Below are 24,590 nucleotides of genomic sequence, written 5' to 3'. Positions count from 1 at the left end.
AATCTCGGTTGGCCGCTTCTTGCACAGGTAAAGCGGCGCTGTAAAGGTCGCGAGATCCTGTTAGCAATGACTGTCCCTGCCAGGATCTAGGCGCTTTTCCGCATTTTTCCAATGAAGGCTCAGATATCTGCGCCGATAACCTGATCCATGACGCGTGCCGGCTCCGAGCAGCCGGCCTCGCCGACGACCTTGGCGGGCACACCGGCCACTGTCGTCTTGGGCGGTACCGGCTTCAGCACGACCGACCCGGCGGCAACACGCGAACAGAAGCCAATCTCGATATTGCCGAGAATCTTGGCACCCGCGCCGATCATCACGCCCGTTCCGATCTTCGGGTGGCGGTCGGCGCCCTCCTTGCCGGTGCCACCGAGTGTGACGCCGTGCAGAATGGAGACGTTGTCGCCGATGACAGCCGTTTCGCCGACCACGAGGCCGGTCGCATGGTCGAGGAAGATGCCCTTGCCGATGCGGGCGGCCGGATTGATGTCCGTCTGGAAGACACTGGAGGAGCGGCTCTGCAGATAAAGCGCGAAATCGCGACGGCCGCGGTTCAGCAGCCAATGCGCCAGCCGGTGCGTCTGCAGGGCGTGGAAGCCCTTGAAGTAGAGGACGGCTTCCATGAAACGCAGGCAGGCGGGGTCGCGATCATAGACTGCCTGAATATCCACGCGCAGGATCGAGCTCCATTCCGGCCAGTCGTCGAGCATTTCCTCAAAAGTCTGGCGCAGCAGGTTTGCCTGCATGTCGGGATGGTCGAGGCGCTCGCAGATGCGATGGATGACACATTCTTCAAGCGAGCGATGGTTGATGGCCGTCGAATAGAGGAAAGCCGCCAGCACCGGATCGCTTTCCGCCGCAAGGCGCGCTTCTTCTCGCAGACTGTCCCAGATAGGATCCATCACTTTCAGCGGATGGGCTGCGTCCAGCGTGCGGATATCCGTCTTAGCGACCATTTCCGGCCTCCTCATTTCCCGTTGGGATGCGATTATATAGAGGAAAACGCCGATAACATAAATGGGTGCCGAGGGCACACCGATTCAACGCTTTTTCCTGGAGATCACGATTATGTCACCCGCTGGCGACATCAGCCGGCAGCAACCTTTGCGTAGAATTCCAGCACGGCTTTTTTGAACACCCGGTCACCCACGGCGAGCATGTGGTCGCGACCGGGGATATCCAGCGCTTCGGCATCGGGCATCAGCGCCGCGAGCTCCTGGGGGGAACCAGCGATATCGTCCTTGGTTCCGACCCCGATCAGGGTGGGCGCGTCGATCTTGCCCATATCAGCGCGGGCGACAAGATCACGCGACCCCTTGATGCAGGCGGCAAGCGCCTCGCGGTCGCTCTTCGTCTGGTCGGCAAAAGCACGGAACATCTGGCCACGTGGATGGGTGACATCGGCCAGAGAAGGGGCAAGCAGTGCATCGGCGATCGGATCCCAGTCGCCCACTCCGTCCGTCATGCCGATACCGAGGCCACCAAGCACCAGCGAGCGGACGCGGTTCGGATGGGCAAGTGCGGCAAAGACGGAGATGCGGGCGCCCATGGAGTAGCCCATCAGATTGGCCTCGGGGATACCGAGATGATCAAGCAGAGCGATCGCATCGCCCGCCATGAACCACGGCCTGTAAGCTTCGGCATCGCGCGGCTTGTCGCTGTCGCCATGACCTCGGTTGTCGATGGCGATGACACGGTAGCCGGCATCACCCAGAGTCTTCAGCCAGCCCGGATGAACCCAATTGACGTTGGCTGACGAGGCAAAGCCATGAATCAGGAGCACCGGCGGGCCGGAGGGATCGCCCTCATCGAAGAAAGCGAGTTTCAATCCATCATGCATGAAGCTCGAAAATGCAGGCGTATTCAGGTTCATCGGGCCGTCCTTATTTGGCGCGACCATAGTCGAGCGCCCCCCAAGCGGGAAGCCAAAAACTCGCAGGGGAGCCATGCTTTGGCACTACACTTTTGTTTCGAAGGCCTATAAGGTCCGCGCAGAATTCAAAGCATTCGGAGACAGACATGGCCGGCCACAGCATTCCCCACTTCCAGAACGACGGCGGTCACCGCGTTATCGAAGTCGGCGTCAAGGAATTCATGTGCACCGGCGCATCCGTTCCCTTCGATCATCCGCATATCTTCATCGATATGGGCGACGACAATGAGAAGGTCTGCTCCTATTGCTCGACCCTCTATCGCTACAACGCCTCGCTGAAATCCAACCAGACCAACCCGCCGGGCTGCGTCTTTCACGTCAAGGCGGCGTAATTTCCCTCTTCTATAGATCGGATATCCCATGCCGGTCGAACATGCCGCCATCATCGGCGCCGGAATTGCCGGGCTAACAGCCGCTCTGGCGCTTGCGCGACGGGGCATCAGCTCGGATATTTTCGAACAGGCAACCCAACTTGCAGAGGTGGGTGCCGGCCTGCAAATCTCTCCCAATGCATCGCGCGTGCTTGCCGAGCTCGGTGTTCTCGACGAGCTGACCGGCGTCTGGCTCGAGCCGCAATCCATCCGGTTGATTTCGGGTAGTTCGCTGCGCGAACTCGCTGCGGTTCCTGCCGGGAGCTTCGCCAGGAATCGCTGGGGAGCACCATACGGCGTCCTGCACCGCAAGACGCTTCAGAAGGCGCTTCTGGGTGCTGTTGGCATCAATCCGCTCTGCACGCTCCATTTGGGAATACGCTTCGAGTCGGATCTGCCGCAGGGCCAGCGTCCGGCCGATGTCGTCATCGGCGCTGATGGGGTCTGGTCGCGGTTGAGGCAGGCAATACCAGGCGCCCCTGCCCCGCGATTCTCAGGAAATGTCGCCTTCCGCTTTACCATCGCAAAAGGAGAGGCACCGGGGTTTCTCGATCCTGCCAGTGTCTCGGCCCTGCTCGGCTCGTCGGCGCATATGGTGTGCTATCCGCTGAAGGAAACCGGCGGCTTCAACATGGTGGCGATCACCGCCGGCAACATTTTACCGCAGGTCTGGCAAGGCGAACCGAAACCGGCTCAAATGGAGCTTCTCCGGTCACGCTTCCGCCGCTGGCATCCGTCTGTCACCGGCTTGCTCGGACGGCACAGCGACATCACTTTCTGGCCACTGTTCGAAGTAACGCCGGGCAAATGGCAGGATGGGAACAAGACCGTGCTGATCGGCGATGCCGCACATGCCATGATGCCCTTTGCGGCCCAGGGCGCGGCAATGGCGATCGAGGATGCATTCGAGCTCGCAGCCTTCCTCGCCACCCGCCCGGCTTCCGAAGCCATCCCGCTCTACGAACGGCACCGCGCGCCCCGCATCGCCAAGCTGCGTCAGCGCGGCGCCTTCAACCGTTTTGCCTATCATGCAAGCGGACCGATCCGGATCGGCCGGGATATTGTCCTGTCGCTGAAACCGCCGCAAAGCCTCGCGGCGGATCTCGACTGGATTTACGGCTACCGCCCTGTCGGCTGATCCGACAGCGGTTGATCAGACGGCGTTTGCCGCCGCAAAACCGCGCTCGATGTCAGCCTTGAGATCAACGATATCCTCAAGACCGATCTGCAGGCGAATGACGGGGCCTTCGACCGGTGCCTTGGCGATCTTGCGGTCGGAGAGATTGACCAGCACGGCGAGACTTTCATAGCCGCCCCAGGAATAGCCGAGCCCAAAATAGGAGAGTGCATCGAGGAAGGCATGCGCCTTCGGCTTTGCCTTCTGCGGATCGTTTACATCAAGCACGAAGGAGAAGATGCCGCTGGCCCCCTTGAAGTCACGTTTCCAGATATGGTGCGACGGGAAGCTCGGCAGAGCCGGGTGCAGGACGCGGGCAACCTCCTCGCGGTTTTCGAGCCACGTGGCGATCGAAAGTGCGCTTTCGTAGTGGCGCTCCAGCCGGATGCCCATCGTGCGCAGGCCGCGCAGGATCTGATAGGAATCGTCGGGCGCGCCGCAAAGGCCGAGCGTGCCATGCGTCTCGATCAGCCTCGGCCAGTGCTCGGCATTGGCTGAAATCGTTCCCATCAGGATGTCGGAATGGCCCGACGGATATTTGGTAGAGGCATGGATGGACACATCGACGCCGAAGTCCAGCGGCCGGAAATAGAGAGGCGTGGCCCAGGTGTTATCCATCAGGACCACGGCGCTGTGCTTGTGCGCCACAGCGGCAATGGCCGGGATATCCTGCATCTCGAAGGTATTGGAACCGGGGGCTTCGGTCAGCACGACCGTGGTGTTCGGCTTGAAAAGCGCTTCGATGCCGGCCTCGATCGCCGGGTCGAAGTAGTCGACTTCGACACCCATGCGCTTCAGGACAGTATCGCAGAAATGGCGAGTGGGACCGTATACGGAGTCGACAATAAGGACGTGATCGCCTGCCGCTACATAGGCAAGGATAGCGACCGTGACGGCGGCGAGGCCGGAAGGCACAAGCACAGTTCCGGCCGAACCTTCGAGCGCATTGATTGCCTCGGCAAGGGCGTCGGTCGTCGGCGTCCCGCGGGTGCCGTAAGTGTATTTCTTGTTGCGCGTCTCCATGGACTTGGCATCGGGAAAGAGCACGGTGGATGCACGCACCACCGGCGGGTTGACGAAGCCGTGATAGTCGCTGGGATCATAGCCGATATGGGAAAGACGGGTATTTATGCCGGCGCCCGGCAGGAGACTGTCTAGATCTTTCATTTGGGAAATGGCCTTCTGGCGAGGGTATGCGAAGCCCGAACTTTTGAACCCCGTCGCCATCAGGGTCAACCCCTACAACTTGACGTGATCGTCTCGCCTTGCGAAGCCGCCAACGTTTGACCTCGCGATTTTAGCGCCATTTTTCCTCACCTTGGCGCCCAATTTCTAGCCAAATGCCCATGCGTACAGCGTAATCTGTCAAAATGCTGAAATTTGCCGCAATTATTGGCCGCGACACTTGACCATAGTGACATTTGCGACTGTGATAGACCCACTCGCGCCGGGAGGGTTGCGGGAAACGGGGAGGCACACGGGCAATTTCAATTCGGCCGCTCCCCAATATGATAAAATATAAGACAACGGAAAAAAGGTTGGGAAAAATGAAGTACAAGCTCCTGTCCGCAGCTGTCGGCGCAGCAGTTTTCGCTCTTGGCGCTTCGGCCGCTTCGGCCACAACTCTCGGAGACGTAAAGGCAAAAGGCTTTGTTCAGTGCGGCGTCAATACCGGTCTTGCCGGCTTTGCTGCTCCTGACGCGTCCGGCAATTGGTCGGGCTTCGACGTCGACTTCTGCCGCGCGGTTTCCGCTGCGGTCTTCGGCGATCCCAACAAGGTGAAGTTCACCCCCCTCAGCGCCGCCAACCGCTTCCCTGCCCTGCAGTCCGGCGAAGTCGACGTGCTTGCCCGCAACACGACCTGGACCATCAACCGCGATACCGCGCTCGGCCTGAACTTCCGCTTCGTCAACTATTATGACGGCCAGGGCTTCATGGTTCGCAAGAGCCTGAACGTGAAGTCGGCGCTCGAACTTTCCGGTGCATCGGTTTGCGTTCAGTCGGGCACCACGACCGAGCTCAACCTCGCCGACTATTTCAAGGCCAACAACCTGCAGTACAATCCGGTGGTCTTTGAGAAGCTTGACGAAGTCAACGCTGCCTATGACTCCGGCCGTTGCGACGTCTACACGACTGACCAGTCGGGTCTCTACTCACTGCGTCTGACGCTGAAGAACCCCGACGAGCACATGATCCTGCCGGAAATCATCTCCAAGGAGCCGCTTGCTCCGGCCGTTCGCCAGGGTGACGACCAGTGGTTCGATGTTGTCAGCTGGGTCGGCTATGCGATGGTCAATGCCGAAGAATTCGGCATCACGCAGGCCAATGTCGACGAGATGAAGAACTCGCCGAACCCGGATATCAAGCGCTTCCTCGGCGTGGAAGCCGATACGAAGATCGGTACCGACCTCGGCCTGACCAATGACTGGGCCTACAACGTCGTCAAGAATGTCGGCAACTATGGCGAAGTCTTCGAAAAGAACATCGGCCAGGGCAGCCCGCTGAAGATCGCACGCGGCCTTAACGCTCTCTGGAACAAGGGCGGCATTCAGTACGCTCCGCCGGTTCGCTAATCGGCTTCAGGCATGAAAAGCCGGAAAGGCGGGAAACCGCCTTTCCTCATCCTCCTATAAAAAAGCTCCGAAAAGGGGCGCATAACGTGGGGAATTGGCCAGGCATGACGCATCAGGTTGCGGATTCATCGTCTTTGACTCGGAGCGGCTGGAGCTTCCAGTCTGCCCTCTATGACCCGACAATTCGGGGCATCTTCTTCCAAGCTCTTACCATTATCTTGCTGGTCGCACTGATCTGGTCGATTGCTCACAATACGGCAGTCAATCTGGCGCGCGCCAATATCGCATCGGGTTTCGGATTTCTAAACGGTCGCGCCGGCTTCGAAGTCGGCCAGTCGCTGATCCCTTATTCCAGTGATTCGACCTATGGCCGTGCGCTGCTCGTCGGCCTTCTGAATACTATCCTGATCGCCGTTACCGGCATCATCACCGCGACCATCATCGGTTTCATCATCGGTATCGGCCGCTTGTCGCGGAACTGGCTGATTGCAAAGCTCTGCACAGTCTATGTGGAAGTCTTCCGCAACATCCCGCCGCTGCTGGTAATCTTCTTCTGGTATTCGGGCGTTCTGGCGATCCTGCCCAACGCCCGTGACTCGCTGCATCTGCCGCTCGGATCATATCTGAACAATCGCGGCCTCGCCTTCCCCAAGCCGATCTTCGGCGAGGGTTTCTGGCTGGTCGGCATTGCTTTCCTGGTCGCGATCATCGCCGCCATCGTCACCGCCCGGTGGGCGCATCGCCGGCAAGCGGCAACGGGCCAGCCCTTCCACACGATCTGGGTCTCGGTCGGCCTCATCGTCGGCCTGCCGCTCCTTGCCTTCCTCATCGCAGGTGCGCCGCTTTCCTTCGATTTCCCGGTCGCCGGCAAATTCAATTTGACGGGCGGCTCGGTGGTTGGCCCGGAATTCATGTCGCTATTCCTGGCGCTTTCCTTCTATACGGCTGCCTTCATCGCCGAGATCGTGCGCTCGGGCATTCGTGGCGTGCCGAAAGGGCAGACGGAGGCGGCGGCGGCACTCGGCCTGCATCCCTCAGCAATCACCCGCCTGGTGGTCATTCCGCAGGCTTTCCGCATCATCATTCCGCCGCTGAGCAGCCAGTATCTGAACCTCACCAAGAACTCGTCGCTGGCGATTGCCATCGGTTTTGCCGATCTCGTCGCCGTCGGGAGCACGACCCTCAACCAGACCGGTCAGTCGGTCGAAGTGATCCTGATCTGGGCAGTGATCTACCTCAGCCTCAGCATCCTCACCTCGCTGCTGATGAACTGGTTCAATGCCAAGATGGCCCTGGTGGAGAGGTAAGATGAGCAATAGTTTTGTCAGAACCACCATGCTGGCGCAGGAGCCGCCGCCATCCGGAGAAAAGGGCGCCGGAGCCTGGATACGCCGCAACCTGCTTGCGACACCCAAGGATATCGTCCTCACCCTTCTGGCAGTGACCTTCCTCGCCTGGGCCTTGCCGCATGCCATCGACTGGCTGTTCGTACAGGCGGTCTGGACAGGCCCGGACCGCACCTTCTGTGCCACGACAGTTCAGGGCGGCATTCAGCCGGACGGGTGGAGCGGTGCCTGCTGGGCCTTTGTCAATGCCAAGTTCGACCAGTTCATCTACGGGCGCTACCCGCTCGACGAGCGCTGGCGCCCGACGCTGGTCGGCATTCTCTTCGTGCTCTTGCTCGTGCCGATGCTTATTCCATCAGTGCCGCGCAAAGGCCTGAATGCGATCCTGCTCTTCATCGTGCTGCCGGTCATCTCCTTCGTCCTGCTGTACGGCGGGTTCGGCCTCGAGGTCGTCGACACGCCGCTCTGGGGCGGACTGATGGTGACGCTGGTGCTCTCGTTTGTCGGCATCGTCGTCTCCTTCCCGGTCGGCATTCTCCTGGCTCTCGGCAGGCGCTCGCATATGCCTGTCATCCGCATGGTGAGCATCATTTTCATAGAGGTCGTGCGTGGAGTGCCGCTGATCACGGTGCTCTTCATGGCAAGCGTCGTGCTGCCGCTCTTCCTGCCGGCAGGCTGGACAGTGGACAAACTGCTGCGCGCGATCGTGGGTGTATCGATCTTTGCCTCCGCCTATATGGCCGAGGTCATTCGCGGCGGCCTGCAGGCAATCCCGAAGGGCCAGTTCGAGGGCGCCGATTCACTCGGCCTTGGCTACTGGCAGAAGATGCGGCTGATCATCATACCGCAGGCGATCAAGCTGGTGATCCCCGGCATCGTCAACACCTTCATCGGCATGTTCAAGGATACGTCACTGGTATCGATCATCAGCATGTTCGATCTGCTTGGCATCGTTCGCCTCAACTTCACCGACGCCAATTGGGCAACCGCCGTAACGCCGCTGTCCGGGCTGATTTTCGCCGGCTTCACCTTCTGGCTTTTCTGCTTCGGCATGTCACGCTATTCAGCATTCATGGAACGTCATCTCGACACCGGCCACAAACGATAAAAAGAGGAACAAGCAATGGCAGAAGCCCAATCAAAAAAGATGACCGTGTCGGCGACCGATGTTGCCGTCGAGATCATCAATATGAACAAATGGTACGGTGACTTCCACGTTCTTCGCGATATCAACCTCAAGGTCATGCGCGGCGAGCGCATCGTCATCGCCGGCCCTTCCGGTTCCGGCAAGTCGACGATGATCCGCTGTATCAACCGTCTGGAAGAACACCAGAAGGGTCAGATCATCGTCGATGGGACCGAGCTGACCAACGACCTCAAGAAAATCGACGAAGTGCGCCGCGAAGTGGGCATGGTGTTCCAGCACTTCAACCTCTTCCCGCATCTGACGATCCTGGAAAATTGCACACTGGCGCCGATCTGGGTGCGCAAGATGCCGAAGAAGCAGGCCGAAGAAATCGCCATGCACTTCCTGAGGCGCGTCAAGATCCCCGAGCAGGCCAACAAATATCCGGGTCAGCTTTCGGGCGGCCAGCAGCAGCGCGTGGCGATTGCCCGCTCGCTCTGCATGAACCCGAAGATCATGCTGTTCGACGAGCCGACCTCGGCCCTCGATCCGGAAATGATCAAGGAAGTGCTGGATACGATGGTGGGCCTTGCCGAAGAAGGCATGACCATGCTCTGCGTCACCCACGAAATGGGTTTTGCGCGTCAGGTTGCGAACCGCGTGATCTTCATGGACCAGGGCCAGATCGTCGAGCAGAATTCACCGGCCGAATTCTTCGACAATCCGCAGCACGAGCGCACCAAGCTGTTCCTCAGCCAGATCCTGCATTAACAGGACCGATCTGAAATTGTGTAAAACCCGCCGGTTAACGTGCCGGCGGGTTTTTCGTGCATTCTAGCGGGAGGCCGTGGAGCGCAGCAGGCCGCAAAGCCCTGCAAGGCCGGAATCATAGCCGCTGGAGACAGATATATCCCGGCAACGGATCAGCAGCTTACGCTGGTCATTGACCGGCATTTCACGAAAGCGCTGAACGATAGCCGACTGGGTGCTGCCGCTCCCTGCGCCTGTGCCACTGCCATTACCGGCGCCTGAGGCTGCACCGGCACCGCCGAGTCCAAGACCGAGATTCAACCCGTTCGGGCCGAAAAGCGTAGACCCTGTTTCACCTCCACCGCCGAGTCGGGCATTGACGTTTGCACCCGTCCCCGAGCGCCCGAGCGCGCGGGCTTTGACGTCAGCGTTCAGTCCATTGCTTCCGCCGGCACCGAGATTGACATTGGCGTCGATGCCATCCCGACCACCGACGTCCGCATCCACGTGGGCTGCAACCCCGCGGCTGCCACCGACTGTCGCGTCTACGTCAGCGTTGGCAACGCTGCTACCGCCGAGGGAGGCGTTGGCATCCGCATTGACGCCGTTGGCGCCGCCGGCGGAGGCGTTCGCGTTGGCATCCAGCCCACGCGAACTCGTTGACGCGCCGACATCAGCACTGATTCCTCCAACATTTGCGGAAACACCGAGATCGAGCGCTCGCGCAGCAGCGGCAGGCAGTGACAGGGCAATGCAGGCCGAGGCGAAAAGCGCAAGCGACCGTCTTTGAGAAATGCACTTCATGACTTCCTCCGTTTTTTGAGCCGGATAGTTCCGGCGATAAACCGAGGAACGCGCGTACCTTCGATCGAGCGAGCCAGCCGTAAGTGGACGTAACCCGTTCGAATTAAACGCCGTAAGGTTGTGAATGTTTCAGGCAAGCATCTGGAAAGGCGGAATAGTTAGGGACCTCTAAAATTAATCTCATAGCCTGTTTCACAATGAGACACATACACCTTTCGGATGAGGGGCGACCGGCCTTTCCAGCCGGCCGCGATGCTCGCAGTTGTCCCTTTATGTCAGTTGCTACCGTCATTCGGGCGGGACTTGCGCGCTTCTGTGCTGCTGGAAGAAGCCGTTTTGCCATCAGGCTGCTGGCCGAAATAAGTTCCGCCAAGATGTCCTCCGGCACTGGTATTCTCTACCTGCCGCTCTGTTCGCTTGCGGATATCGTCTGCATTGGTCTTACTCATCCTAATCTCCATCGCTTGAAAAATGGACATCTGGACAACCGATGCGGGCCAATAGGGTTCCCTAAAAGACGACCGCGACAGCTTGGCATAGTCAGCTCCTGGAACCAAAATAACAGCAAAGACTTTCCTGCCTTGGTTATGACAAAGCCGACGCTATATCCTTCCTGCGATATCCATAGGAGATTGAGATGAAAAAGATACTCGCAACCACAATCGCTACAGCCGCACTGCTTCAGACCTTCGCCATGGGCGCCAGCGCCGCGGACATGGTACGGGCAAGCCCGGCTGTCGAACCGGATGTCAGCGGGGGCGTAAAGATCGGCTACCTCAGCTGCGATATCGGCGGCGGCGTCGGCTACCTGCTCGGCTCCTCCAAACAGATCGATTGCGTCTTCCAGCCGACAAGCAATGCCGAAGCGCCGGAGCACTATAGCGGCGCATTGCGCAAATTCGGCGTCGACCTTGGTTTCACGACGCGCGGCCGCCTCCTTTGGGCTGTCTTCGCCCCGACCGCCGGCTACCATCGCGGCTCGTTGGCCGGCCTCTACCAGGGCGCAACCGCTGAAGCGACGCTGGTTGGCGGCATCGGCACCAACGTTCTCTTCGGCGGTACGTCCGGCTCGATCCATCTTCAGGTCATCAGCGTCACCGGCCAGCTCGGCATCAATGTGGCTGCAACCGGCACTTCCATGACGTTGACGCCTGGCAGCTGAGACGGCGAAAAGGCTTAAAAAACAAGGCCGGCCGCGCATTCGACTGAGGTCGCGCGGCCGGCCTTGTTGTACCGGGCGATCAGCTTCAGGTATGGCGCGGACTTCTTGAGCGGCTTCTTCGGATCGAATTCGCCGTTCTCGACGCTCTCCTCGACGTCACCGATCATACGCACTTCCTTAGCGCGCTCAAGACGCGGTCCGATCGCGATTTTCGAATAGTGAAGCTCAAGCCGATCGGCGAGCCACTGGCGGTTTTCGAAACCGCGCTTGAAGCAGACACGGCGGATCATCCGTTCCAGATCTGGCGGATATGCACGCGGCAAACATTGCCCGGCCCCAGTGATAAGCAATCCTCTATTTGTCGGGTTGCTGCAAAGTCTTGAAAAAATCCTGCGTCTGCGCGTTTGAAGCGCTCTCGTAAGCCGCCCGAAGCGAATGGTAGTTTTGCTTCCAAGCATCATCACCTGGCACGAGACCAATTCGGTTGAACTTGTATTCATCACGCGCTCGCCTGATAGCCAACTTCGCGGTGTAGGCCGACGACCACTGATCCCCAAATTTATAGATCTGCTTCACACCCTCTATAATTGCAATTGCGAGCGTTATCAGCACACCGATTACTCCGAGCGCTGCGCCCGGGATTTTTAGCGCATCCGCCGCCGCGGACCCTGCAACGAAAACCGGCGCTAAAAGAGACAGAACCATCGTGGAAACGGTCAGTCTACGATGCCACTTTCCTGCTTTTTCGATTTGCTTGCGGTAGTAGTCGAGAGATTCAGAGATGATCCGCAGAAGCCGGTCTTCTTGCTCATCGTAACCAATCTGATCTGGCGTTAGTTTCGACGCCGGCACGGCAATCGGTGATAAGATTTGCGGTTCGCTCATATTGGCCCCTCTCGTTCAATTGGCGTTCCCCTGGCTCAATAAGGAAGCGCACAATCTGAGATTTGCCAATAGAAATGACACACTTCTTCTATCGCGCGGATTGCTGCTTATCCGCGCCATCGCCCGGAACCTTTTTCGTACCAAGCTTGTTGCTAGTGCATGATCAACACAGAGCAAAAAGCCAGCAAGGGCATGATCAAGTTCGTGCTGACGATTTTCGTCATCGCGATCATTGTCGCAGTGGCGTATCTGGTGCTTTTCACGCCGGGTCAGCCCGTTCCGTAGCGCAGGGGTGGCCTATAGTGGTGCAAAACGGCTCGAACAGGATCACGCCCCAGGCAGCCACACGACCGCATGACCTTCACATCTTGTATTGACTCACAACTTAGGCGACCTTCTCATAGCCTGATTTTTTCGCGGCTAACCCGGAGGTTGATTATGAGTATCAAGTCTCTTCTTGGATCTTCGCTTCTCTCATGTACGCTTGCTCTGGCTTCCTTTGTCTCACCGGTCGCGGTTCCCCGAGTAGCGAGCGCTCAGGTTATCGTCGGCTCCGGCACCAGCCTAAACCACGGACGAGGTATATCCTGCCCTCAGGGTGCGCGGCTGCTTCGTACGCGAGGCTTTCGCGGCGTCCGTCAGGTTAATTGCCGCGGCAGGTACTTTACCTATCGCGGAGTCCGCCGCGGGGTGAGCTACGAGATCAGCATACGTCAAAGAGATGGTCGTATCGTCGACCAGCGGCGCACGAGCCAACCGCGGTAACGCTTTCATGCCGGCCACCACCAATCGCGGCTACGACGAAGCCCGCCTCGGTACGTCTGCCTGTCATGGTCCTGCCTTCTGATCGGCTGAAAATTTTCGCGTGATGTGACCCAGGGCGCTCGACATCTGCAGCAAGCAATGCAATTTTTGATTGCATTTCTGGGTGGAGGTTCGGGATGGGTGACAATTCGGCGGTGCCCCTGGCTTCAGGTGCAACGGCGCGGCGCGCTGGAAGAGCCTCTTCATCTCAGCGCGAGATGACGGTCTGTCTTTTGTCTCCTGCCATACCCTGAAGCCTTCGATGGCTCTGGCGTCGAGATTGCAAAAGCATTGCTTGCTGCTGCTGTTACCCCAAAGCGAACAGTCAAGAAAAGTGGTCTGCTAAGCTATTGAAAAGATGGCGACCCCTGCAGGACTCGAACCTGCGACCTGCTGCTTAGAAGGCAGCTGCTCTATCCAGTTGAGCTAAGGGGCCTCTGGATGCCGCCACGAACGGCACCAGCATTTCTGTTCCTGAACCTCGGACGGATCAGTGCGTCCAGGGCTGCGTGCGGGTATAGCGGAAATTATCCGGGTAAGCGACCACCTGGCGAACAGGATCCTTCGGCGGGATGACACGATATTCGACGCCGTTGCGCTTGGCGTAGGCTTCGGCGAGTTCCTGCGTTTCGAAGGTCAGCTTCACCTGCTGGCGCATGTCGCCTGAAGATGTGTAGCCCATGATCGGGTCGATCTTGCGCGGCTGCTCCTGATCGAATTCCAGCACCCAGAGGTGGGTCTTGGCCTTACCGGACTGCATTGCGGTCTTGGCCGGACGATAGATCTTAGCAGACATGACTGCGGCGCCTCCGATATGCGGGCATTTCCCGCCTTTCATAACTCGGCCAAGGGACAGGCCGCTTCCACACCGAAGATGGCAGGAAGAAGTGAATTTTGCTTATCCGCGAATCCCCGTTTTTTCAAGGGAAAAGCGCCTTTGCCACTGCAGTGACTGAGCAACGAAACCGAATGTCTCGTGGCGCGTTTATTGGATTGAGCGCTTGAGCGCAGCCCTTGTTCGCAGCCGGGTGTGGATAAGCGGGCAATCTTGTCACACGATCCGATATGTTTCGGATTGTTGCATGTTTTGATCGCTTTCTAATTGTTATGACCGGCGGAGGCGACTAGGGTGCCTACCAACCGTTGTGACACGGGTGCGAGCTATGAGAACCTCTGCAGAATTTCATGCCATCATGATCGGTGCTACCATCACTGCGTTTTTTTATGCAGTGATCAGCTATGCTCAGTATGTCGGCCTGCTTGCTCAGGGCTGAATCACGGCACGCCTGGATAGGCGTGCTTCGCGACATCGATGACATCGTCACCATCTTCCCAATTGCGAACTCGCGAGCCAAAGATCGGGCCTATACCCATAAGGCATCGGTCAGATGCGAGACTGACTCAAATTGCGGAAAATATTGGGAGAATAATGGTCGGAGTGGAGAGATTCGAACTCCCGACCCTCTGGTCCCAAACCAGATGCGCTACCAGACTGCGCTACACTCCGAGCCGTTGATGGCAGCGGGAATACACGCTTCCCCCTGCCCTAGCAACCCCATAAATCCACCGGACCCGGCAGATTTCACAGGCTTACTTCGCCTTTTTCGTTATCGTGGCGCTGACGAGGCGATCGCCGGGGCGGATATTGAGCTTGCGGGCGACGCCGGCGTTCACCTCGACCACATAGCGGACCTCCCCCATCGAATCGATGATGTCGCGGGAATAAGGCGTGGCGTCTTCCTTGATATGGGTGATCACGCCCCTGTCGTCTGCAAACAGCATGTCGAGGGGCAGGACGGTATTTTCCATCCACATGGTCACACGCCGCGATACGCCGAAATCGAAGATCATGCCGGCGTTTTCGGCCATCGACTTGCGGAACATCAGGCCGTAGGCGCGCTGCTCGCCGGTGGCGGCGATCTCCACGGTGAAGTGCAGCATCTTGCCGGCGGTCGTCTGGATGATCAGCGGTTCTTTGTCGAAGCGCATGTCCTGCTGCGCGAATGCCGGCAGGGCGGCGATGAAAAAAAGCGCCAAGAAGGCGCTTCTCATCATCTCAACAGAAAACAGGCTGCGCATCAGTGAGACCGGCCAACCGGGCTCGGAACGTCAGGATGGATCTCGGCGGCCATCAGGCCCTTCTCGCCGTCGCCGAAACGCACGAGCACCACCTGGCCGGGGCGCAGTTCGGTCAGGCCGAAGCGGCGCAGCGTTTCCATATGCACGAAGATGTCTTCCGTACCCTCACCGCGGGTCAGGAAGCCGAAGCCCTTGGTGCGGTTGAACCACTTCACCAGAGCGCGCTCGAGGCCGCTCGTTGCCGTGACCTGCACGTGGGTGCGAACCGGCGGCAGCTGCGACGGATGGACCGCAGTCGATTGATCCATGGAAAGGATCTTGAAAGCCTGGTAGCCACGTTCGCGACGCTGGATGAGCGCGACGATGCGGGTGCCCTCAAGGATGGTCTGGTAGCCATCGCGGCGCAGGCAGGTCACGTGCAGCAGTACATCCTGCATGCCATTGTCTGGTACGATGAAGCCAAAGCCCTTGGCCACGTCGAACCATTTCACCACGCCGGTGATTTCAACGAGGTCAACCGGTTCCGCCGACAACTCTTCAATGTCGGTGAAGCCATTCGATGAAATCCTGTCAGCCATGTCGCCAGCCCCTCAATACGCGTCACACTGTTACGGTTAACTGATTCTTGAAATCAAGATTAACATCTTGGTAACGGATAAGCGCAAGTCCTAGTTTTCGGTTATTCCCAACTGTACATTTTATCGAGATGACTTGCCCGAAGCTGGTGTCTGTTACTCCAGATGGGCTAGCCTAAATAGAGAGAGGAAACACAATGCGTTATCTCCACACCATGGTTCGCGTCAAAGACCTCGACGCTTCCCTCCATTTTTACACTACACTCTTCGGACTCGAGGAAATCCGCCGCCATGAGAACGAGAAGGGCCGCTTCACGCTCGTTTTCCTGGCCGCTCGCGATGATCTCGACCGCGCCCGCAGCGAGAAAGCCCCCTGTCTGGAGCTCACTTATAACTGGGACACGGAAGATTATACCGGAGGACGCAATTTCGGTCACCTCGCCTATGAGGTGGATGACATCTACGCGATCTGCCAGAAGTTGATGGATAATGGTATTACGATTAACCGCCCCCCGCGCGACGGCAACATGGCCTTCGTACGCTCGCCCGACGGCATCTCGATAGAGATCCTGCAGAAGGGCGAAAAACTGGCCCCGGCCGAACCCTGGCTTTCCATGGGCAATACCGGCGCCTGGTAAGCCGAGCCAAGCTGCGGGCAAGCTTCACAAGGCACTCTCCGGCCCAATCGTAACGGAAGCGCGCTTTCGAGCGCCTTCCGCATTCACCGGAGATTTCTCGGTTGACCAGAAACAACAAGATTGCCCCTCCGAGCCGGCAGGCTATCGGAGCTTTGTTGATCGCCGGCTCTATCCTGGCGCTTTCCGGATGCGTCTCCGACAAGAAGGCGCTTGATTCGGCCGCCGTCGCCACACCGGCTGCGGAGGGACAGCCGGCACCACGGCTTGCAGCGGCAATGCCTGCCGCATCGTCCCCCGCGCCGAAACAGCTCTATCGCGATCCGATGCTGACCAATGTTTCCGGCGTCAATCCGCAGGCAGCAGTGCAGGATCCGAATGCGGCAACGGCTGCGGCACCCGTCGATCCGTCAATGCAACAGCAGCAGCAACCGGCCAATATCGGTGGTCTGGTCATGCAGTCGACGCGAATCAACGCGCAGGCAATGAGCATCTTCTCCGATCGCCAGCCGCCGCCGCAGAACAATTCGACCTCGACGATCATCCAGCCGCAGGGTGGGAACGCCTATGCGCCACTGAACGCCGGCCCAAGATCGAGCGTGTTCAGCGCGCCGCCCGAGCCGCAACAGGGCGAGATGCTGCCACAGCAATCATCGCAGAATACCAGCACGAAGATCGCGCCCGTGCAGACCGCCTCGCTTGCCGGCGGAAACATTCCGGGATCGACCATGAATGCGCTCTACAGCGCGCCGAAGCAGAACCTGCTCAGCAGCCTTTCCGGGCTTTTGCAGAAGGCATCGCTGCCTGGGATGACGCGCGTCGCGCCAAACGGCCTGCATGTGCAGAACGACAGCGTCCAGGTCGGCTGTTTCAAGCCTGATCTCATGCGGGTCATCAAGACAGTCGAGACTCATTTCGGCAAGCCAGTCGTCGTCACATCCGGTTACCGCGACCCTCAGCACAATCGTGAAGTCGGGGGCGCCGAAGAATCGATGCACAAGAGCTGCGAAGCAGCCGACATCCAGATCGACGGCATCAGCAAATGGGATATCGCCCAATATATCCGGTCACTCCCGAACCGCGGCGGCGTCGGCACCTATTGCCATACGGATTCGGTCCACCTGGACACGGGCAATGCCCGCGACTGGAACTGGGGTTGCGGCCGCAAGAGCGCGCCGATCGCTTCGGCAAGAGCGATCTGACCTTCAACCTCTGAAAGCCTGACGTTGAGTGAAGCGGCCGGAACCCGATTCCGGCTCCCGCCGCAGCTCTTTGATTCGGCTGCAATAATCTACATTTTCCACATGCGGATACGGCCTGTCATTTTTTTGAAAAATTTCGAATTTGCCGCTTGCGGGATCGAAAGTGCCTGACTATAAGGGCGCCACCACAGCACGCGCCCTTCGTCTATCGGTTAGGACGACAGATTTTCATTCTGTAAAGAGGGGTTCGACTCCCCTAGGGCGTGCCACTTCTTCTTCCAATCCGATGTCCTATCTACCGCTTGTGGAAAGCCTTGCGCCTTCCTATTTGAGCTGAGTGCCTGCGCCCTTCGTCTATCGGTTAGGACGACAGATTCTCATTCTGTAAAGAGGGGTTCGACTCCCCTAGGGCGTACCAGAATCTCTGAGAATCCCGTGGCTGCCATCGAGCAGACCAGATGAGTCGAAGCTCTCGAGCGGCTGATGCTTCGTCTTACACGTTCCCATTCCAGCATCGGCCCGAAATTCGGAATCGATTCTCGGAAAGCCTGATGGGCGGATCGAATAGATGGAGTGTCCTTCATCCGGGCGTAAGGCGACCGGGCATTTCCAGCGCCTCCGCACGGGACTGCAGGGCCGTGTGGTTCCCACTTTTCCACAAGCCCGGAAAAAATCTGCATAATCCGGTAAAAAATTCTCATTTTGCCGCTTGCGGCGCAGAAAGGTGCTGACTATAAGGGCGCCACCACAGAGCACGCGCCCTTCGTCTATCGGTTAGGACGACAGATTTTCATTCTGTAAAGAGGGGTTCGACTCCCCTAGGGCGTGCCACTGTCTCCTTGTTATTTCCCCGTATTTTTCATAGTGTTGCCTTTGCGGGCGCAGCTACGCCTGCCATGCGAATTGATGAGGCAAATGGGGTGACATTTCCCCCATCCGGCACTGCTTTCTGTGACGCAAAGTTCGGTTTCTGGCTCCTCTCGGCGGCTTTGTCGAAAGGTCATTGTTTTCAATGGCATGACAAGCCAAGAATCATTTTCGGCATTTACCGGGGATTAGCGGTCGTCGCTTAGTTTATTGAAATATTTTTGCAGACCGCCAATCCAACAGGCCTCTCGGCGACGGGTGATTTCGGACATGAGCTATACGGACACGACCTATACTTCGTGGTTTGCGCGCATCAAAAGCGCGCTGACGGGTGCACTGGTCGGCCTTGTCCTGCTTATCGGATGTATCTGGCTGCTGATCTGGAACGAAGGGCGTGCGATCCAGACCTATCGCGCCCTCTCCGAAGGTGCGTCACAGGTGATTTCGGTCGATGGTATGGCTGTCGATCCGGCCAATGAAGGCAAGCTGGTCCATATCAGCGGGGTGGTGAAATCCGATCAGCTCCCGCAGGACAGTCAATTCGGCATCACCGCCGATGGCGCTGTGGGTCTCTCCCGCGAAGTCGAGATGTATCAGTGGGTGGAAAAGAGCGAGAGCCAGACCAAAAAGACACTGGGCGGCGGCGAGGAGACGACGACCACCTATTCCTACACGAGGGAATGGAGCCCGGATGTGGTCGATTCGAGCCGCTTCAAGCAACCGGATGACCATCAAAATCCAACCGGCATGCCTGACGGCGCTACCTTCACCGCAAATACGGCCCATGTCGGCGTCTTCTCCGTGCCTGGCAAGAACATGGCAGGCATCGGCTACTCTTCACGCCTCGCGCTCGCTGACAGCGACGTGCAGCGCATAGGAGCAGAGATTGGCGCTGGCCGGCCGGCAAAGCGAAATGCAGAGGGTGCCTATATCGGCGTGAACGAAAACCTGCCTGCCATCGGCGACCTCAGGATCAGCTATCATCGGATCGACCTGGAAACGGCAAGCGTTGTCGGCAAGCAGAATCATAGCGAACTCGTTCCCTACGAAACGACGAACCACCGCGATATCTTCCTGACCGCTGTCGGCAATGTGGATGCCAGCCGGATGTTTCAATCGGCCGAGAGTGAAAACAATATCATCACCTGGCTTGTGCGCATTGCCGGTCTCATCGGCTTGTTCATCAGCTTCAAGCTGATGTTTGGGCTCCTGCCCATTCTTGGCGACCTGATTCCATTTATCGGCACGGTCATTGGCTTGGGTACGAGCATCGCGGCCTTCGTGCTGACACTGCTGATCGGCCCTGTTGTCATCGCCATTGCCTGGTTCGCCTACAGGCCGCTGCTTGCCGTCGGCATCATCGCGGGCGGTCTATTGCTCGCCCTGGCCGTAAGCCGCCTTCGCAGAAAGGCGCCGTTGTCACAGCCGCAGCCGGCCTGATGGCCTTGGGGCGGTCACTTGGCCGGCGCGCCATCACTGATGCGCAGCTGGATCCTGCGCGAGCCCTGATAATGTTCAGCACCGAGAGAGCCTGCGACATGCAGATTGGCGCCGCGTGAGTTGAGGAGCAGGTTGCCGAGCGGAGTCTCCGCGGCCCTGAAGGCGATGCCGTCAAGGCGCGCGCCATCCATGGCTTCCAATGTCACTTTCACGTGCCGTTCGCCGACCAGACGGGAATCACGCACACGATGCGCCGGCACGGCAAAGACCGGCTGGGAATGTCCCGAGCCATAGGGGCCTGCGGTTTCCAGACGGTCGATGAGCTCAATGGTCGCGCCGCTTGCAGCGATGGCACCATCGATCTTCAGCGTTTCGTTGGCGACAAGGGCCGAGACCGTCTTCTGTGCCTTCTCGGTGAAGAAGGCGCGCAAGAGACCGAGCTTGCTACGCTCGACAGTCAGACCTGCCGCCATGGCGTGACCGCCGCCCTTGACGAGCAGTCCCTCATCGACCGCGGCGCGCACCATCCTGCCCATGTCGAAGCCATTGATCGAGCGGCCCGAGCCGGTACCCCTGCCGGATGGATCGAAGGCGATGGCGAAGGCAGGTCGCTTGAACCTTTCCTTCAGGCGCGCGGCAATAAGGCCGACAATACCGGGATGCCATTTCTCATGGGCGGTAACGATGACGGAAGCGCCCTCGCCGTCTCCGTATTCGGCAAGTGATTCGGCTTCGGCCTCCTGCAGCATGATGGCTTCCATGGCCTGACGCTCGCGGTTGAGCTCATCCAGCCGCTGGGCGATAGCTTCGGCCTCTACGGCATCATCAAGCGTCAGCAGACGGCTTCCAAGCGCTGCATCGCCGATTCGCCCGCCGGCATTGATGCGCGGGCCGATCAGGAAGCCGAAATGATAGGGCGTAGCCGGGCCAGCAAGGCCCGCCTTGCGGAATAGCGCCGCGAGGCCGGCATTGCTCTGGTGGCGCGCGGCGACTAGTCCCTTGACCACATAGGCACGGTTGAGGCCCTTGAGGGGCACGACATCGCAGACGGTTGCAAGTGCCACGATATCCAGCCACTGCAGGAGATCTATCGCGAGGATGCGCTTGTCGCCTGCCTCGCGCAGCAGGCGCAGCGTTGCGACAAGCACCATGAAGACGACGCCGGCCGCGCAAAGGTGGCCCAGACCGGAAAGATCGTCTTCGCGGTTTGGATTGACGAGGGAATGGCAAGGCGGCAGCTCATGTGTCACCTGATGGTGATCGACGACGACGACATCGATGTTGCGGTCCGCGGCAGCAGCCAGCGCCTCATGGCTGGTGGAGCCGCAATCGACCGTGACGATCAGGTTAGCGCCATTGTCGATCAGCTGATTGATGGCTGTTGGATTGGGGCCGTAACCTTCGAAGATGCGATCGGGAATGTAGATATGCGCCTTGATGCCGAAATGGGTCAGGAAACGATACATGAGTGCGGAGGATGCCGCGCCATCGACATCATAGTCGCCGAAGATCGCGACCGGCTCGCCATCACGGATCGCAGCCGCAATACGCTTGGCCGCCCTCTCGCAATCCGTCAGCTTGTAGGGATCGGGCATGAGGCTGCGGATCGTCGGATCCAGAAATTCGACGGCCTCGTCGACGGTCACACCGCGGCCGGCAAGGACGCGTGCGATCAGATCCGGTAAACCATGCATCTGCGACATGGCGAGCGCGCGGTTCTGCCCGGCCTGATCAAGGCGCGAAACCCAGCGATTGTCGAGAACCGATTTTTCGACGCCAAGGAAGGCGCGCGGTACCGGATCGACCTGATCTGCCATGCCAAACTCCGCTTTCATCATCTGCCCTTTTTACAGATGCGGGACGGATAGCAAAGCGGTTGATTTCAGGCCCTGTGGATTACCGGAAAATTGTCCAGATAACCAATCCGATAACAAACAGCTGGACGAAAACGATCGACAGCAGAATCAGCAGCGTGGCCCAATTTCGTCCCTGAGGCGGCTCGCATTCAAGGGCGGCTCCAAGCGCTGTCGGATCAAATTTCGGTGAACCCGCCCGAGGACTCTCGGGCTCGATGCGTATGTCATGCGTCTGCTTGATCTTCCTCACCCGCGACTCCAACGGCTCCCGGGATGATTATATCTATATCCGCATATCTGTTAATATAAATTTTTGTGAAGTACTTTGATTAATAACAGAAAACCCGTCCGAGTGATCCCGGACGGGCTGATCTGCTCCAATCTGGAATAAATGTCAGGATTCTTCCTTAGGACGCTCGATGCGGATTACCTGCGGCTCCCCGACGAGGTAGCCCTCTTCCTTGATCGCAGCAACTGCCTTGCGCACTGAGTCTTCCATCGTCGCGTGGGTGACGAGGATGATCGTCTGGTGGTGCGAAGGCGCCAGATGCTGCTTGGAACGCTGGACGATCGATTCCAAAGAAATCTGGTTTTCCGCCATGCGCGTGGCGACGCTGGCAAAAACGCCGGTGCGGTCGAGAACGGTCAGGCGGATGAAATAGCCGCCCTCGTGGCTCTGGATCTGTGCCTTGCGGTAAGTCTCAAGCGACTTGGCGGGATGGCCGAGAACGGGAACGCGCTGGGCGCCCGGCTGGCTCTTGGCGATGTCAGCGATATCGCCGAGCACCGAAGACGCCGTGGCATTGCCGCCTGCACCCGGGCCGACCATCAGCAACTCACCGAGGATATCGGATTCGATCGCGACGGCGTTTGTGACACCATCGACCTGAGCGATGACGGAATCGACGGGCACCATGGTCGGATGCACGCGCTGTTCGATGCCGGTCTCCGTGCGCTGAGCGACGCCGAGCAGCTTGATACGGTAGCCGAGGTCGGCGGCGGCACGGATATCCTCGATCGAGATATTGGTGATGCCTTCGAGATAGATATCATCGGCCGCGATCCTGTTGCCGAAGGCGAGCGTGGTCAGGATCGAGAGCTTATGGGCGGTGTCGTTGCCTTCGATGTCGAAGGCCGGATCGGCTTCGGCATAGCCGAGGCGCTGGGCTTCCTTCAGGCAATCGGCAAAGGACAGGCCTTCCTTCTCCATCTTGGTGAGGATGTAGTTGCAGGTGCCGTTCATGATGCCATAGACGCGCGAGATCGTGTTGCCCGTCAGCGATTCACGCAGCGCCTTGATGACCGGGATGCCACCCGCAACGGCTGCTTCGAAATTCAGAAGCGAGCCCTTTTCCTCGGCAATCGTTGCAAGCTCGACGCCGTGATAGGCAAGCAGCGCCTTGTTGGCAGTCACCACATGGAGACCACGGGAGAGAGCGGCGCGAACAGCGACGTTGGCCGCGCCTTCAGCGCCGCCGATCAGTTCAACGAAAACGTCGATATCGGCCTTCTCGGCAAGATCTTCAGGACGGTCGAACCAGGTGATGCCGGTCAGATCGATCCCACGGTCCTTCGAACGGTCACGAGCCGAAACTGCCGTAATCGTAATCGGGCGGCCGCAGGTGACTGCAAGTTCATTGCTCTTCTGCTTGATGATGCGAACAAGCGAGGCACCAACGGTACCCAAGCCCGCAATGCCGATTTTGAGGGCGTCTGCCATGGATCGATCCTGAAATGTCTGGTGAGAGACAGCCGCAAATATGCGGCTGTCTTTCTAGGTTGCAATTAACGGTGGGCGTTGAGCGAGATGACGTTGTGCATCGTCTCGTCTGCCGTCGACATGAACTTCTTGATGTTGCGTGCAGCCTGGCGGATGCGGTGTTCGTTCTCGACGAGTGCCAGACGAACGTAATCATCGCCCTGCTCGCCGAAGCCGATGCCCGGGGCAACGGCAACGTCAGCCTTCTCGACCAGAAGCTTCGAAAACTCCAGCGATCCGAGATGACGGAACTTTTCCGGAATCTTCGCCCAGGCAAACATGGTAGCGGCCGGTGGAGGCACGTCGAATCCCGCCTTGCCGAAGCTTTCAACCATGACGTCGCGGCGGCGCTTGTAGACATTGCGGACTTCCGCAATGTCGGAGCCATCGCCGTTCAGGGCATGGGTTGCGGCAACCTGGATCGGCGTGAAGGCGCCATAATCGAGGTAGGACTTCACACGCGTCAGCGCTGCAATCAGTCGCTCGTTACCGACCGCAAAGCCCATGCGCCAGCCGGGCATGGAGAAGGTCTTGGACATGGAGGTGAACTCGACGGTCACATCCATTGCCCCCGGAACCTGCAGGACCGACGGTGGCGGCTCGCCATCGAAATAGATTTCCGAATAGGCAAGATCCGACAGCACGATGATGTCGTGCTTTTTTGCGAAGGCAATGACGTCCTTGTAGAAGTCGAGGGTCGCCACGAGTGCCGTCGGGTTCGACGGATAGTTCAGGATCAGCGCCAGCGGCTTCGGGATCGAATGGCGCACGGCGCGCTCGAGCGGCGGAAAGAAGCTTTCGTCCGGCTCGACCGACATGGAACGGATCACGCCGCCGGCCATCAGGAAGCCGAAAGCATGGATTGGATAGGTCGGGTTCGGGCAGAGGATGACGTCACCCGGCGCGGTGATCGCCTGCGCCATGTTGGCAAAGCCTTCCTTGGAGCCGAGGGTCGCGACCACCTGCGTGTCGGGATTCAGCTTCACGCCGAATCGGCGCGCATAGTAGGCAGCCTGGGCGCGGCGCAGACCGGGAATGCCCTTGGAGGACGAATAACGGTGCGTGCGCGGGTCCTGGACGACTTCGCAGAGCTTGTCGACGATCGCCTGAGGGGTCGGAAGGTCGGGGTTTCCCATGCCGAGATCGATGATATCGGCCCCGCCCGCTCGCGCGCTCGCTTTCAAACGGTTGACCTGTTCGAAAACGTAAGGCGGCAAACGCCGGACTTTGTGAAACTCTTCCATCTCTT

23 protein-coding genes and 5 tRNA genes are annotated in these 24,590 nt (G+C 58.8%); 13 read left to right on the top strand and 15 right to left on the bottom strand.

Annotated features, from left to right (window positions below):
* Positions 1 to 119 precede the first annotated feature (119 nt).
* Positions 120 to 953, bottom strand: a complete 834-nt coding sequence (gene cysE / locus LVY75_18220) for a serine O-acetyltransferase (GenBank protein XAZ25102.1) — start codon at positions 951 to 953, stop codon at positions 120 to 122.
* A gap of 131 nt (positions 954 to 1,084) precedes the next feature.
* The gene (locus LVY75_18215; GenBank protein XAZ25101.1) at positions 1,085 to 1,870 is read right to left on the bottom strand and encodes an alpha/beta hydrolase; all 786 of its coding nucleotides are present in this window, start codon (positions 1,868 to 1,870) and stop codon (positions 1,085 to 1,087) included.
* 146 nt (positions 1,871 to 2,016) lie between these two features.
* On the opposite strand from LVY75_18215, the gene LVY75_18210 reads away from it, so the two are divergent.
* The gene (locus LVY75_18210; protein XAZ25100.1) at positions 2,017 to 2,262 is read left to right on the top strand and encodes a zinc-finger domain-containing protein; all 246 of its coding nucleotides are present in this window, start codon (positions 2,017 to 2,019) and stop codon (positions 2,260 to 2,262) included.
* Between the two features lie 28 nt (positions 2,263 to 2,290).
* On the top strand, positions 2,291 to 3,439 hold the full coding sequence (locus LVY75_18205) for an FAD-dependent monooxygenase (protein XAZ25099.1): 1,149 nt from the start codon (positions 2,291 to 2,293) through the stop codon (positions 3,437 to 3,439).
* 15 nt (positions 3,440 to 3,454) lie between these two features.
* On the opposite strand, the gene LVY75_18200 is transcribed toward LVY75_18205, so the two are convergent.
* Entirely contained in the window at positions 3,455 to 4,645 is a 1,191-nt protein-coding gene (locus LVY75_18200) for a cystathionine beta-lyase (GenBank protein ID XAZ25098.1), read from the bottom strand.
* Positions 4,646 to 5,025: 380 nt separating this feature from the next.
* On the opposite strand from LVY75_18200, the gene LVY75_18195 reads away from it, so the two are divergent.
* The 4 genes from LVY75_18195 (at position 5,026) to LVY75_18180 (ending at position 9,294) form a co-directional block, all read left to right on the top strand.
* Positions 5,026 to 6,051 (top strand): amino acid ABC transporter substrate-binding protein, encoded by a 1,026-nt coding sequence (locus tag LVY75_18195; protein XAZ25097.1) that lies wholly within the window; start codon positions 5,026 to 5,028, stop codon positions 6,049 to 6,051.
* A gap of 104 nt (positions 6,052 to 6,155) precedes the next feature.
* A complete protein-coding gene (locus LVY75_18190; GenBank protein ID XAZ25096.1) occupies positions 6,156 to 7,358 on the top strand; it encodes an amino acid ABC transporter permease in 1,203 nt (400 codons plus the stop codon).
* Position 7,359: 1 nt separating this feature from the next.
* Complete coding sequence (locus LVY75_18185) at positions 7,360 to 8,505, top strand: amino acid ABC transporter permease (protein ID XAZ25095.1); 1,146 nt, start codon at positions 7,360 to 7,362, stop codon at positions 8,503 to 8,505.
* A gap of 15 nt (positions 8,506 to 8,520) precedes the next feature.
* A complete protein-coding gene (locus LVY75_18180; protein ID XAZ25094.1) occupies positions 8,521 to 9,294 on the top strand; it encodes an amino acid ABC transporter ATP-binding protein in 774 nt (257 codons plus the stop codon).
* 63 nt (positions 9,295 to 9,357) lie between these two features.
* On the opposite strand, the gene LVY75_18175 is transcribed toward LVY75_18180, so the two are convergent.
* Together LVY75_18175 and LVY75_18170 are read right to left on the bottom strand one after the other, a co-directional pair.
* A complete protein-coding gene (locus tag LVY75_18175) occupies positions 9,358 to 10,077 on the bottom strand; it encodes a hypothetical protein (protein XAZ25093.1) in 720 nt (239 codons plus the stop codon).
* A gap of 275 nt (positions 10,078 to 10,352) precedes the next feature.
* Positions 10,353 to 10,526 (bottom strand): hypothetical protein, encoded by a 174-nt coding sequence (locus LVY75_18170; GenBank protein ID XAZ25092.1) that lies wholly within the window; start codon positions 10,524 to 10,526, stop codon positions 10,353 to 10,355.
* A 188-nt stretch (positions 10,527 to 10,714) separates the two neighbouring features.
* On the opposite strand from LVY75_18170, the gene LVY75_18165 reads away from it, so the two are divergent.
* Complete coding sequence (locus tag LVY75_18165; GenBank protein ID XAZ25091.1) at positions 10,715 to 11,239, top strand: DUF992 domain-containing protein; 525 nt, start codon at positions 10,715 to 10,717, stop codon at positions 11,237 to 11,239.
* 14 nt (positions 11,240 to 11,253) lie between these two features.
* Here LVY75_18165 and LVY75_18160 read toward each other — a convergent pair whose 3' ends face one another.
* From LVY75_18160 to LVY75_18130, 7 genes are all read right to left on the bottom strand, one after another.
* The gene (locus LVY75_18160) at positions 11,254 to 11,529 is read right to left on the bottom strand and encodes a hypothetical protein (GenBank protein ID XAZ25090.1); all 276 of its coding nucleotides are present in this window, start codon (positions 11,527 to 11,529) and stop codon (positions 11,254 to 11,256) included.
* Positions 11,530 to 11,593: 64 nt separating this feature from the next.
* Positions 11,594 to 12,124, bottom strand: a complete 531-nt coding sequence (locus LVY75_18155) for a DUF4231 domain-containing protein (GenBank protein ID XAZ25089.1) — start codon at positions 12,122 to 12,124, stop codon at positions 11,594 to 11,596.
* A 1,163-nt stretch (positions 12,125 to 13,287) separates the two neighbouring features.
* Positions 13,288 to 13,364 (bottom strand) — tRNA-Arg (locus tag LVY75_18150).
* 54 nt (positions 13,365 to 13,418) lie between these two features.
* Positions 13,419 to 13,724, bottom strand: coding sequence for an ETC complex I subunit (locus LVY75_18145; GenBank protein ID XAZ25088.1), 306 nt, complete (start codon positions 13,722 to 13,724; stop codon positions 13,419 to 13,421).
* A gap of 634 nt (positions 13,725 to 14,358) precedes the next feature.
* Positions 14,359 to 14,435: transfer RNA gene (locus LVY75_18140), tRNA-Pro, on the bottom strand.
* A gap of 83 nt (positions 14,436 to 14,518) precedes the next feature.
* Complete coding sequence (locus LVY75_18135) at positions 14,519 to 15,007, bottom strand: DUF192 domain-containing protein (GenBank protein XAZ25087.1); 489 nt, start codon at positions 15,005 to 15,007, stop codon at positions 14,519 to 14,521.
* A complete protein-coding gene (locus LVY75_18130) occupies positions 15,007 to 15,585 on the bottom strand; it encodes a CspA family cold shock protein (GenBank protein XAZ25086.1) in 579 nt (192 codons plus the stop codon). Before LVY75_18130 ends, LVY75_18135 begins: the two co-directional genes overlap by 1 nt.
* Positions 15,586 to 15,779: 194 nt before the next feature.
* Between LVY75_18130 and gloA the strand changes: the two genes are divergently transcribed.
* The 6 genes from gloA to LVY75_18100 all read left to right on the top strand — a co-directional run bounded on the left by gloA (position 15,780) and on the right by LVY75_18100 (position 19,726).
* A complete protein-coding gene (gene gloA / locus LVY75_18125; protein ID XAZ25085.1) occupies positions 15,780 to 16,220 on the top strand; it encodes a lactoylglutathione lyase in 441 nt (146 codons plus the stop codon).
* Between the two features lie 101 nt (positions 16,221 to 16,321).
* Complete coding sequence (locus LVY75_18120; protein ID XAZ25084.1) at positions 16,322 to 17,419, top strand: D-Ala-D-Ala carboxypeptidase family metallohydrolase; 1,098 nt, start codon at positions 16,322 to 16,324, stop codon at positions 17,417 to 17,419.
* Between the two features lie 194 nt (positions 17,420 to 17,613).
* A tRNA-Glu gene (locus LVY75_18115) sits at positions 17,614 to 17,688 on the top strand.
* 74 nt (positions 17,689 to 17,762) lie between these two features.
* Positions 17,763 to 17,837 (top strand) — tRNA-Glu (locus LVY75_18110).
* A 338-nt stretch (positions 17,838 to 18,175) separates the two neighbouring features.
* Positions 18,176 to 18,250: transfer RNA gene (locus LVY75_18105), tRNA-Glu, on the top strand.
* A 306-nt stretch (positions 18,251 to 18,556) separates the two neighbouring features.
* On the top strand, positions 18,557 to 19,726 hold the full coding sequence (locus LVY75_18100; GenBank protein XAZ25083.1) for a TMEM43 family protein: 1,170 nt from the start codon (positions 18,557 to 18,559) through the stop codon (positions 19,724 to 19,726).
* Between the two features lie 14 nt (positions 19,727 to 19,740).
* Here the strand turns inward: LVY75_18100 and recJ are convergent, their stop codons facing one another.
* The 3 genes from recJ to LVY75_18085 all read right to left on the bottom strand — a co-directional run bounded on the left by recJ (position 19,741) and on the right by LVY75_18085 (position 24,585).
* Positions 19,741 to 21,543, bottom strand: coding sequence for a single-stranded-DNA-specific exonuclease RecJ (gene recJ, locus LVY75_18095; GenBank protein XAZ25082.1), 1,803 nt, complete (start codon positions 21,541 to 21,543; stop codon positions 19,741 to 19,743).
* A gap of 433 nt (positions 21,544 to 21,976) precedes the next feature.
* Positions 21,977 to 23,302, bottom strand: a complete 1,326-nt coding sequence (locus tag LVY75_18090; GenBank protein ID XAZ25081.1) for a homoserine dehydrogenase — start codon at positions 23,300 to 23,302, stop codon at positions 21,977 to 21,979.
* 65 nt (positions 23,303 to 23,367) lie between these two features.
* Positions 23,368 to 24,585, bottom strand: a complete 1,218-nt coding sequence (locus LVY75_18085) for an LL-diaminopimelate aminotransferase (GenBank protein XAZ25080.1) — start codon at positions 24,583 to 24,585, stop codon at positions 23,368 to 23,370.
* Between the last annotated feature and the right edge of the window lie 5 nt (positions 24,586 to 24,590).

This window comes from Sinorhizobium sp. B11 (genome assembly GCA_039725955.1).
Lineage (GTDB): Bacteria > Pseudomonadota > Alphaproteobacteria > Rhizobiales > Rhizobiaceae > Rhizobium.
This window is presented reverse-complemented; position numbering and strand designations above follow the sequence as displayed.

Coding starts and splice junctions, on each gene's coding strand:
- LVY75_18165 (XAZ25091.1), top strand. CDS start 10,715: ATGAAAAAGATACTCGCAACCACAATCGCTACAGCCGCACTGCTTCAG.
- LVY75_18100 (XAZ25083.1), top strand. CDS start 18,557: ATGAGCTATACGGACACGACCTATACTTCGTGGTTTGCGCGCATCAAA.
- LVY75_18160 (XAZ25090.1), bottom strand. CDS start 11,529: ATGATCCGCCGTGTCTGCTTCAAGCGCGGTTTCGAAAACCGCCAGTGG.
- LVY75_18145 (XAZ25088.1), bottom strand. CDS start 13,724: ATGTCTGCTAAGATCTATCGTCCGGCCAAGACCGCAATGCAGTCCGGT.
- LVY75_18210 (XAZ25100.1), top strand. CDS start 2,017: ATGGCCGGCCACAGCATTCCCCACTTCCAGAACGACGGCGGTCACCGC.
- LVY75_18205 (XAZ25099.1), top strand. CDS start 2,291: ATGCCGGTCGAACATGCCGCCATCATCGGCGCCGGAATTGCCGGGCTA.
- LVY75_18185 (XAZ25095.1), top strand. CDS start 7,360: ATGAGCAATAGTTTTGTCAGAACCACCATGCTGGCGCAGGAGCCGCCG.
- LVY75_18180 (XAZ25094.1), top strand. CDS start 8,521: ATGGCAGAAGCCCAATCAAAAAAGATGACCGTGTCGGCGACCGATGTT.
- LVY75_18190 (XAZ25096.1), top strand. CDS start 6,156: ATGACGCATCAGGTTGCGGATTCATCGTCTTTGACTCGGAGCGGCTGG.
- LVY75_18090 (XAZ25081.1), bottom strand. CDS start 23,302: ATGGCAGACGCCCTCAAAATCGGCATTGCGGGCTTGGGTACCGTTGGT.
- cysE (XAZ25102.1), bottom strand. CDS start 953: ATGGTCGCTAAGACGGATATCCGCACGCTGGACGCAGCCCATCCGCTG.
- LVY75_18215 (XAZ25101.1), bottom strand. CDS start 1,870: ATGAACCTGAATACGCCTGCATTTTCGAGCTTCATGCATGATGGATTG.
- recJ (XAZ25082.1), bottom strand. CDS start 21,543: ATGGCAGATCAGGTCGATCCGGTACCGCGCGCCTTCCTTGGCGTCGAA.
- LVY75_18155 (XAZ25089.1), bottom strand. CDS start 12,124: ATGAGCGAACCGCAAATCTTATCACCGATTGCCGTGCCGGCGTCGAAA.
- LVY75_18175 (XAZ25093.1), bottom strand. CDS start 10,077: ATGAAGTGCATTTCTCAAAGACGGTCGCTTGCGCTTTTCGCCTCGGCC.
- LVY75_18130 (XAZ25086.1), bottom strand. CDS start 15,585: ATGGCTGACAGGATTTCATCGAATGGCTTCACCGACATTGAAGAGTTG.
- LVY75_18200 (XAZ25098.1), bottom strand. CDS start 4,645: ATGAAAGATCTAGACAGTCTCCTGCCGGGCGCCGGCATAAATACCCGT.
- LVY75_18170 (XAZ25092.1), bottom strand. CDS start 10,526: ATGAGTAAGACCAATGCAGACGATATCCGCAAGCGAACAGAGCGGCAG.
- gloA (XAZ25085.1), top strand. CDS start 15,780: ATGCGTTATCTCCACACCATGGTTCGCGTCAAAGACCTCGACGCTTCC.
- LVY75_18135 (XAZ25087.1), bottom strand. CDS start 15,007: ATGCGCAGCCTGTTTTCTGTTGAGATGATGAGAAGCGCCTTCTTGGCG.
- LVY75_18195 (XAZ25097.1), top strand. CDS start 5,026: ATGAAGTACAAGCTCCTGTCCGCAGCTGTCGGCGCAGCAGTTTTCGCT.
- LVY75_18085 (XAZ25080.1), bottom strand. CDS start 24,585: ATGGAAGAGTTTCACAAAGTCCGGCGTTTGCCGCCTTACGTTTTCGAA.